The sequence below is a fragment of the Pseudomonas sp. 31 R 17 genome, from assembly GCF_900004915.1.
In the GTDB taxonomy this organism is placed as follows: Bacteria; Pseudomonadota; Gammaproteobacteria; order Pseudomonadales; family Pseudomonadaceae; genus Aquipseudomonas; species Aquipseudomonas orientalis_A.
Window position 1 is genome coordinate 41,055 of record NZ_CVTN01000075.1, and the last position, 8,774, is coordinate 49,828.

An 8,774-nucleotide genomic window follows, 5' to 3' on the forward strand; every position below is an offset into this window, starting at 1 on the left:
TGCTTGCAGGCGCTGAAAATCATTCTGTGCGACGAGCGGTCGGCTGTTACAGCGGCCCCTCCTGGCAACGGTTCAGGCGCCAATAGCCGAGATTTGCTCAGGTAAAAACACACTCGCTGTTGTTGCACCTGGGTCTTTCTGGTATAAAGCAGCGCTCTTTTCTAGGGGCCCGGTTCCTTCGCTTGTAGGTGTAGCCGGTAAGACCCTAAAGAAACGCGGCGCCTGGCGCCAAATGACTGAGAGATTAAGCGGCCAACCCATGCCGGGTTGGGCATGTGGTTTTAGAGGGCTGAGGCATGTCGAGAGTCTGTCAAGTTACCGGTAAGGGTCCGGTGACTGGGAATAACATTTCCCACGCAAATAACAAAACCCGTCGTCGTTTCCTGCCGAACCTGCAGCATCACCGCTTCTGGGTTGAAGAAGAGAAACGTTTTGTTCGCCTGCGTGTATCTGCCAAAGGCATGCGTATCATCGACAAGCGTGGCATCACTGTCGTGCTGGCCGAAATCCGCGCCGCCGGCAAGATCTAAGGAGCTCTATCATGCGTGAATTGATTCGAATGATCTCTAGCGCCGGTACTGGTCACTTCTACACTACCGACAAGAACAAGCGTACTACCCCGGACAAGCTCGAAAAGAAAATGTTCGACCCGCGCGTTCGCAAGCACGTGATCTACAAAGAAGGCAAAATCAAGTAATTGATTTCCTTCCTTGTGAAAAAAAGCCCGTATCTCACGATACGGGCTTTTTTTTGCCTGGGATTCGCTGATCAGGCTTTCTGTTCGAACACCACGTAGATCTTGCGGCACGCTTCCAGCACTTCCCAGGTGCCGCTGAAGCCGGCCGGGATGACGAAGCGGTCGCCGGCGCGCAAGGTTTTGGCATTGCCTTGGGCATCGCGCAGTACGGAAACTCCCTGCACGATCTCGCAGTATTCATGCTCGGTGTAATTGACCGTCCACTGCCCGACTTCGCCTTCCCAGACGCCCGCGTTCATTTGCCCGCAGGGGCTGTTGTAGTGGTTGTAGATCGTCTGTTCAGGGTCGCCCTTGAGGATTTTCTCGGCGGCAGGGCGATAGCGATCGGGGGCGGTATTGGCTTGGCTGAAATCGACGATGTCCTGGATGCTCATGTGCTTATCCCGTCTGGCCTGCGTTTGGAGAGCCCAAAGTCTATGTTTATTAAAATGAACATCGCAAGGGCGTTTGCCGGCGTTATGTCAAATATATTGAAACATCCCCAGCCGCTGGTTTAGGGTGGCAAGTGCCTTGAGCCGAACAGCAGGCTGGCCAGGCAAGCATTCGTGGAGGCGCCGGGATCAATCTTCCAGGCCCTTGTATCCAATAAGAGGAGCAGACTTGCATGACCACCCTGACCCGTGCCGACTGGGAACAACGCGCCAAGGACCTGAAAATCGAAGGCCGCGCGTACATCAATGGCGAGTACACCGCCGCCGTTTCCGGTGACACGTTCGAATGCATCAGTCCGGTCGATGGTCGTCTGCTCGCCACCGTGGCCAGCTGTGACGCCGCCGACGCCCAGCGTGCCGTGGAAAACGCCCGTGCCACTTTCAATTCCGGGGTCTGGTCGCGCCTGGCACCGGCCAAGCGCAAGTCCGTCATGATCCGTTTCGCCGCACTGCTCAAGGCCAATGCCGAAGAGCTGGCGCTGCTGGAAACCCTGGACATGGGCAAGCCGATCAGCGACGCCCTGAACATCGACGTCCCCGGCGCCGCCAATGCCCTGAGCTGGAGCGGCGAGGCAATCGACAAGATCTACGATGAAGTGGCGGCCACGCCCCATGACCAACTGGGGCTGGTGACCCGTGAGCCCGTCGGCGTAGTCGGTGCGATCGTTCCGTGGAACTTCCCGCTGATGATGGCCTGCTGGAAACTCGGCCCGGCGCTGTCGACCGGTAACTCGGTAATTCTCAAGCCGTCGGAAAAGTCCCCGCTGACCGCCATCCGTATCGCCGCCCTGGCCGTTGAAGCCGGCATTCCAAAAGGCGTGCTCAACGTGCTGCCGGGCTATGGCCACACCGTTGGTAACGCGCTGGCGGTGCACATGGACGTGGACACCCTGGTGTTTACCGGCTCCACCAAAATTGCCAAGCAGCTGTTGATCCGCTCCGGCGAATCGAACATGAAGCGCGTGTGGCTGGAAGCTGGCGGCAAGAGCCCGAACATTGTGTTTGCCGATGCGCCGGACCTGCAAGCCGCCGCCAACTCCGCCGCCAGCGCCATCGCCTTCAACCAGGGCGAAGTCTGCACTGCCGGTTCGCGCCTGCTGGTGGAGCGTTCGATCAAGGACACCTTCCTGCCGCTGGTCATCGAGGCCCTCAAGGGTTGGAAGCCCGGTAACCCGCTGGACCCTGCCACCAACGTGGGTGCGCTGGTGGACACCCAGCAGATGAACAACGTGCTCTCGTACATCGAAGCGGGCCATGCCGATGGCGCCAAGCTGGTCGCCGGTGGCAAGCGCACGCTGGAAGAAACCGGTGGCACCTACGTCCAGCCGACCATTTTCGACGGTGTGACCAACGCCATGAAAATTGCCCAAGAGGAAATCTTCGGTCCGGTACTGTCGGTAATCACCTTCGACAGCGCCGAAGAAGCTATCGCCATCGCCAACGACACCCAATATGGCCTGGCGGCGGCGGTGTGGACGGCGGATATTTCCAAGGCGCACCTGACTGCCAAGGCCCTGCGTGCCGGTAGCGTGTGGGTCAACCAGTACGACGGCGGCGACATGACCGCTCCGTTCGGGGGCTTCAAGCAGTCGGGTAACGGTCGCGATAAATCGCTGCATGCGTTCGACAAATACACCGAACTGAAGGCGACCTGGATCAAGCTGTAACCCTGCTGGAAACAGCACAGGGCAACGGTGGGAGGGGGCTTGCCCCCGATGGCGGCCTCTGGGCCGACCAGGGTGTTGGATTGGGTTGAGTAAATATCCGTTTCTGCGGTAACGGCTGCTTAGGGTTCCGCTTTTACAGCGGCTCACTTTTGAAAAGCGCAAAAGTAAGCAAAACGCTCTTGCCCCACCACTCGGCACCTCGCTTAGGCTCGGTGTGCCCGAACGCAGGCTTGAATCCGTGGGCCGCCGCAATGGGCCATCCCTGGCCCAGTGCGGCTAACCCGGCGTCCTGCCGGGTTACCCACGGATTCAAGCCTGCGTTCGGCCAGCGTGGTTTAACGGGGCGCCTAGGATCACAAGCAGATCAAGATCAAAAGCCAGATCAAGAGCGACTCGCTTCGCATCGTGGTTACGGTTGGGTGCTACGGTGGTGTGTAGATACGTATGGCAATCGGGGGCAAGCCCCCTCCCACATGGGGTATACCTGATTTCTAGAGCATGCGCTCCAGGCCGACACTGGTGGCGAACCAGGCATTGAACCGGCGCCACCAACTGCCGGGCTCCCGGGTCAGGGTGTGCAACTGGCCGTTATCTTCCGTCACCCACACGATCTGCCCATCCTGCAGTTTCGCCTCGTAGCTCAGCGCTGGCGCCATCCCTTGCAGCGCGAGGTTGCGCACGTGTTCCGCCAGTTCCGGGCTGTCCACCAGTACGCCGACTTCGGTGTTCCACAGCACCGAGCGCGGATCGAAATTGAACGAGCCAATAAACGATTTTTCCCGATCGAAAATCATCGCTTTGCTGTGCAGGCTGGAGTCGGAGCCATGCAGGCTGCCGCGACGAAACAGGTGCGGTCCGCTGCTTGCGCTGGGGTCGCCGGGTTGTCGACGCAGCTCATAGAGTTTCACGCCATGCTCCAGCAGCGCCTTGCGATAGGGCGCGTAGCCGCCGTGCACGGCGGGTACATCGGTGGCTTCGAGGGAGTTGGTCAAAAGGTTCACCGACACGCCCGCATCGGCGCGGCCCGTCAGGTACACCAGCCCGGGCGGCCCGGGAACGAAGTACGCCGAAATCATGATCAGCTCACGGCTGACACCTTCCAGCTCCGGCGCCAGTTGCGTGGTGAGGAGCAATTGCGGGTCCGGGTCGGCCCTGGCCAGCACCTTGCTCGGGGCATCCCACAGCGCCTGGTTCCAGGCCCAGATCAGCTCTCGTCGCCAGATATCCATGCGCGGCTGGGTCTGGTAGGTGCGCAGGCGGTTATACAGGGCGTGGTTCTGCTGGCGCGATTGGGTCAGCGAGGCCTCCAGGCGCCCACGCGCGACAGCGAGGTCGATCCTGGAAGGCATCGTTGAGACAAACTCATCGATAGGCTTGCTCAGCGCGCTGTTCCAGTACTGATCGAAACTGTGACCCAATTGCTCGGCCACCGGCCCGACACTGAGCATGTCGATATCGGTGAAATTCAGGTTGGGTTCGGCATCGAAATACTCATCCCCCAGGTTGCGCCCGCCCACGATCGCCACGCTGTTGTCTGCCAGCCACAGTTTGTTGTGCATGCGCCGGTGTTGCAGCGACAGGTTGAACAGGCGCCCCATGGCACGTGTCACGCCGGTGCTGCGGCCCAGGTGCAGCGGGTTGAACAGGCGAATGTCGATGTTGGCGTGGGCGGCAAGCGTTGCGATGATCTGGTCGAGCCCGTCGCTGGTGGTGTCGTCCAGCAGGATGCGCACGCGCACGCCGCGGTCGGCGGCCTTGAGCAGTTCATCCACCAGCATGCGCGTGCTGATACCGTCATGCACGATGTAGTACTGCAGGTCGAGGCTGGTCTGGGCATTGCGGATCAGTTCGGCGCGGGCCATGAACGCTTCGCTGCTGTTGGGCAGCAGGCGAAAGCCGGAGCGGCCCTGGTAAGGCGCCGCCTGGGCCTGGATCGAACGGCCGAAGGAGGACTGTGCCGCCGGTAGCGCATCACTGGGCACGCGCGGTGTGTAGGCCGTCGCGCAGCCACCCAGTGCCAGTGCTCCCAACAGGAAAAGCGGTAAAAGCCGTTTAATCATCAAGGAAGCGGCATCCAGGTCAGGCGTTTGTCGGCATATGACGGCAATTGCTCGGAAAAGGTCAGTCTGCCGCTTCGGCCAGCAGGGCGTGCGCAGCGGTACCGACCTTGCGCACCGCCTCTTCAATCTGCGGCGTCGGTTTGGCAGCGTAGTTCATACGCAGGCAGTTACGGTATTTGCCGGATGCGGAAAAGATGCTGCCTACGGCCACCTGGACGCCTTGGTCCATCAGCGTACGGTTGAGCTTGAGGGTATCGAAGCCCTCCGGCAATTCTATCCACAGCATAAAACTGCCCTGGGGCCGGCTGGCGCGCGTACCGGCGGGGAAGTAGCGGCTGACCCAGTCGAGCATCAGGTCGCGATTACGCTGGTATTGCGTGCGCATCCGGCGCAAATGCGGTTCGAAATAGCCGCCTTTGAGAAATTCCGCAATCGCGATCTGCGGCTGGGTGGCGGTCGAGCCCGTGCTGATGTATTTCATGTGCAGCACCCGGTCCAGGTAGCGCCCCGGCGCGACCCAGCCAATGCGAAGGCCGGGCGCCAGGGTCTTGGAGAACGAACTGCACAGCAGGACGCGGCCGTCTTCGTCGAAGGATTTGATCGTGCGCGGGCGCGGGTAGCTGTAGGCCAGTTCGCCATACACATCGTCCTCGATGATCGCCACGTCGAAGCGCTGGGCCAGGGTCAGCAGTGCGCGTTTGCGCGCCTCCGGCATGATGTAGCCCAATGGGTTGTTGCAATTGGGAGTGAGCTGGATAACTTTGATCGGCCACTGTTCCAGCGCCAGTTCCAGGGCTTCAAGGCTGATGCCGGTGATCGGGTCGGTGGGGATTTCCAGGGCTTTCATGCCCAGGCCCTTGAGGGTCTGCATGGCGCCGTGGAAACTTGGCGAATCCACCGCAACGATATCGCCGGGCTCGCAAATCGCGTGGATACTGGCGGACAACGCCTCGTGGCAGCCGGTGGTGATGACGATATCCTCGGCCGTCAGCTGGCAACTGGAATCCAACGACAGTCGCGCGATTTGTTCGCGTAATTCCATACAGCCCATGATGTTGTCGTAGTAAAGCCCCGGCAGATCCTGGCGGCGGCTGACGCGGGCCAGGCTGCGAAGCAATGGCTTGAGGGTGGGCGATAACACATCCGGCATGCCACGGCCCAACTGTATGGTGTCCTTGCGCGGCACGGCACGAATCAATTCCAGCACCTGGTCCCACTGGGAAATCTCTACCGGCCGCTGGGCCGGGCGACCCACCTCGGGCAGCGCCGGCAGTTCACGCCCCGCCGGCACAAAATAGCCGGACTTGGGCTTGGGCATCGCCAGGCCATTGTCTTCCAGCAATCGATAGGCTTGCTGCACGGTGCTCAGGCTGACCCCGTGTTCCACACTCAATGCGCGTACGGAAGGCAGACGGTCGCCGGGGCGATAGAAGCCTTGTTCGATGCGGGTGCCCAGCAATTCGGCGAGGTTGACGTAGAGGGTCACGGCGGTCACTCCCAGCAGACCAGTACAGATAGGCGCAAAATACAGGATTCAGCGGTACATAGGCAGTGTCTGTATGGATTAAATAAAGGGAGGTTGAATCTGTATTGGTTTTGCTCGCGCGCTCATTCTAGCCACTCAAGGCGGCAAGCCAACGAGGGGCGGCAAAATGAATGGCATGAGCGATGTGCGGCTGGCGTTACATAGCCAGGAACTGGAAGCCGAGCAGGAGCGGGCGCCAACTCTGCCTGGCGACAACCGCTGGAGCCTGTTCCGGCGCCGCCGTCATACACGCAAGGCCTTGCTCACGCTGACGCCAGAGCAATTGCGCGATGTGGGGCTGACGGCAGAGCAGGCACGCCATGAAGGCTTGAAGGCTTTCTGGCGCAATTGATCAGACCAGTTCCTTGAGGCGGTGCCAGAGCATCCCCAGGGCCAGCAGCGGCGAGCGCAGGTGTTTACCACCCGGGAAGGTCATATGCGGCACCTGGGCGAACAGGTCGAAGCGCCCCTGCTGCTGGCCGCTGATGGCTTCGGCCAGCAACCTGCCGGCCAGGTGCGTGGCGTTGAGGCCATGGCCTGCGTAGGCCTGGGCGTAATACACATTGGGTTGATCCGCCAGGCGCCCGATCTGCGGCAACCGATTGGCGCCGATGCCGATCATGCCGCCCCACTGGAAGTCGATCTTCACGTTGGCCAATTGCGGGAACACTTGCAGCATCTTTGGTCGCATATAGGCGCCAATGTCGCTCGGGTCGCGCCCGGAATAATGGCAGGCGCCGCCGAACAACAGGCGGCGATCGGCGGACAGGCGGAAATAGTCCACGGTTACCCGCTGATCGCACACCGCCATGTTCTGCGGCAACAGGCTGGCGGCTAGCGCTTCGCTCAAGGGTTCGGTGGCGATGATGTAGCTGCCGGCGGGCAATATCTTGCCACTCAAGTGCGGGTTGAGGTCATTGAGGTAGGCGTTGCAGGCCAGCACCAGGGTCGTGGCATGTACCTGGCCCTGGGCGGTGTGCACTTTGACCTGCGCGCCGTAGTCGATGCGCGTCACCTCGGACTGCTCGAACAATTGCACGCCCAGTTGCCGGGCAGCGCCGGCTTCGCCCAGGGCGAGGTTGAGCGGGTGCAGGTGCCCGGACCCCATGTCGATCATTCCGCCTACATAGCGGTCGGAGCCGATCACGCTGGCCATCTCGCCGGCTTCCAGCAGGCGTACTGGATGGCGATAACCCAGGCTGCGCAGCTCTTCGGCGTCTTCGGCGAGCCCTTGCAGGTCGCGGGGCTTGTTGGCGAGGTCGCAGTAGCCCCAGGTCAGGTCGCAGGGGATCTGGAAGCGCTCGACGCGCTCGCGTACGATTTCCACCGCTTCCAGGCCCATCAGTTTCATCTGGCGCACGCCGTCGGTGCCGATCACCTTGGCGAACTGGTCAAGGCCATGGCCGACGCCGCGAATCAGCTGCCCGCCGTTACGCCCACTGGCGCCCCAACCGATCTTGCGCGCTTCCAGCAGCACGACACTGAAGCCGCGCTCGGCCAGTTCCAGGGCGGTGTTGAGCCCGGAATATCCCCCGCCAATCACGCAGACATCGGCGCGCACCTCACCCGTCAACGCCGGGTAATCGGGGTGCGGCACGCTGCTGGCGGCGTAGTAGGACGCGGTGTGCCGGGCGCTGGCGATCATGGGAGCCTCCCTGTTTGGAAAATTTGACGCAGGATACAACGGTCGGACGAAGCTGTCTGCGCGGGGCATTTTGAGTCAGAATCCACGCCTATTCGCGGTTCGGTGTGTGTTTCGATGAGTTGCAACAGTCAGAAAATCAGCGCGCTGCGTCGACAGATTCCTTCGTTCGAGTGTGTCCCCGGTTGCCACGACTGCTGTGGGCCGGTCACCACTTCGCCCGAAGAAATGTCGCGCCTGCCGCGCAAGACAGCTGCCCAGCAGGCAGCGGCCATGGATGAGCTCAATTGCGTGCACCTGGGGCCCGACGGCTGCACCGTGTATGACGAGCGCCCGCTGATCTGTCGCCTGTTCGGCACCACCAAGACCTTGCCGTGCCCCAATGGCCGGCGGCCGGTGGAACTGATTCATCCACGGGTTGAAAAGCAGATCCACGCGTACATGGCGAGTACCCGACAGGTACTGGTGTAGCGGATGTAATTGGTCAGTGTGGGAGGGGGCTCCCGTGGTGGCCTGTCAACCGACGGTTACCCATCTGATACACCTCGGTCCAAATGTGGGAGGGGGCTTGCCCCCGATGGCGGCCTCAGAGCCGACTAGGATGTTGGATTGGACCGGGTACATATCCGTTTCTGCGGTAACGGCTGCTATGGGTTCCGCTTTTACAGCGGCTCACTTTTGAAAAGCGCAAA

Annotated in this window: 9 protein-coding genes; 5 read left to right on the forward strand and 4 right to left on the reverse strand. The window is 61.2% G+C overall.

Annotated elements, in window-relative coordinates; all coding sequences use genetic code 11:
* Positions 1–296 precede the first annotated feature (296 nt).
* Together rpmB and rpmG are read left to right on the forward strand one after the other, a co-directional pair.
* Positions 297–530 carry a 50S ribosomal protein L28 gene (gene rpmB, locus BFP89_RS19060; protein WP_003176907.1) on the forward strand — a complete coding sequence of 78 codons (234 nt, stop codon included), beginning with the start codon at positions 297–299 and terminating at the stop codon, positions 528–530.
* An 11-nt stretch (positions 531–541) separates the two neighbouring features.
* Positions 542–697 carry a 50S ribosomal protein L33 gene (gene rpmG / locus BFP89_RS19065; protein ID WP_003176906.1) on the forward strand — a complete coding sequence of 52 codons (156 nt, stop codon included), beginning with the start codon at positions 542–544 and terminating at the stop codon, positions 695–697.
* A 71-nt stretch (positions 698–768) separates the two neighbouring features.
* Here the strand turns inward: rpmG and BFP89_RS19070 are convergent, their stop codons facing one another.
* On the reverse strand, positions 769–1,131 hold the full coding sequence (locus BFP89_RS19070; protein WP_065886947.1) for a cupin domain-containing protein: 363 nt from the start codon (positions 1,129–1,131) through the stop codon (positions 769–771).
* Between the two features lie 230 nt (positions 1,132–1,361).
* On the opposite strand from BFP89_RS19070, the gene BFP89_RS19075 reads away from it, so the two are divergent.
* Positions 1,362–2,855: an aldehyde dehydrogenase gene (locus tag BFP89_RS19075; protein ID WP_065886948.1), complete on the forward strand. Its 1,494-nt coding sequence runs from the start codon at positions 1,362–1,364 to the stop codon at positions 2,853–2,855.
* A gap of 491 nt (positions 2,856–3,346) precedes the next feature.
* On the opposite strand, the gene BFP89_RS19080 is transcribed toward BFP89_RS19075, so the two are convergent.
* A complete protein-coding gene (locus BFP89_RS19080; RefSeq protein WP_065886949.1) occupies positions 3,347–4,915 on the reverse strand; it encodes a phospholipase D family protein in 1,569 nt (522 codons plus the stop codon).
* A 61-nt stretch (positions 4,916–4,976) separates the two neighbouring features.
* Positions 4,977–6,401 carry an aminotransferase-like domain-containing protein gene (locus tag BFP89_RS19085; RefSeq protein WP_065886950.1) on the reverse strand — a complete coding sequence of 475 codons (1,425 nt, stop codon included), beginning with the start codon at positions 6,399–6,401 and terminating at the stop codon, positions 4,977–4,979.
* 166 nt (positions 6,402–6,567) lie between these two features.
* Here BFP89_RS19085 and BFP89_RS19090 point away from each other — a divergent pair, with 166 nt between their 5' ends.
* The gene (locus BFP89_RS19090) at positions 6,568–6,792 is read left to right on the forward strand and encodes a DUF1127 domain-containing protein (protein ID WP_065886951.1); all 225 of its coding nucleotides are present in this window, start codon (positions 6,568–6,570) and stop codon (positions 6,790–6,792) included.
* Here BFP89_RS19090 and BFP89_RS19095 read toward each other — a convergent pair whose 3' ends face one another.
* The gene (locus BFP89_RS19095) at positions 6,793–8,085 is read right to left on the reverse strand and encodes an NAD(P)/FAD-dependent oxidoreductase (RefSeq protein WP_065886952.1); all 1,293 of its coding nucleotides are present in this window, start codon (positions 8,083–8,085) and stop codon (positions 6,793–6,795) included. It abuts the gene before it with no gap.
* Between the two features lie 114 nt (positions 8,086–8,199).
* Between BFP89_RS19095 and BFP89_RS19100 the strand changes: the two genes are divergently transcribed.
* Entirely contained in the window at positions 8,200–8,553 is a 354-nt protein-coding gene (locus BFP89_RS19100; RefSeq protein WP_065886953.1) for a YkgJ family cysteine cluster protein, read from the forward strand.
* Positions 8,554–8,774: the final 221 nt, after the last annotated feature.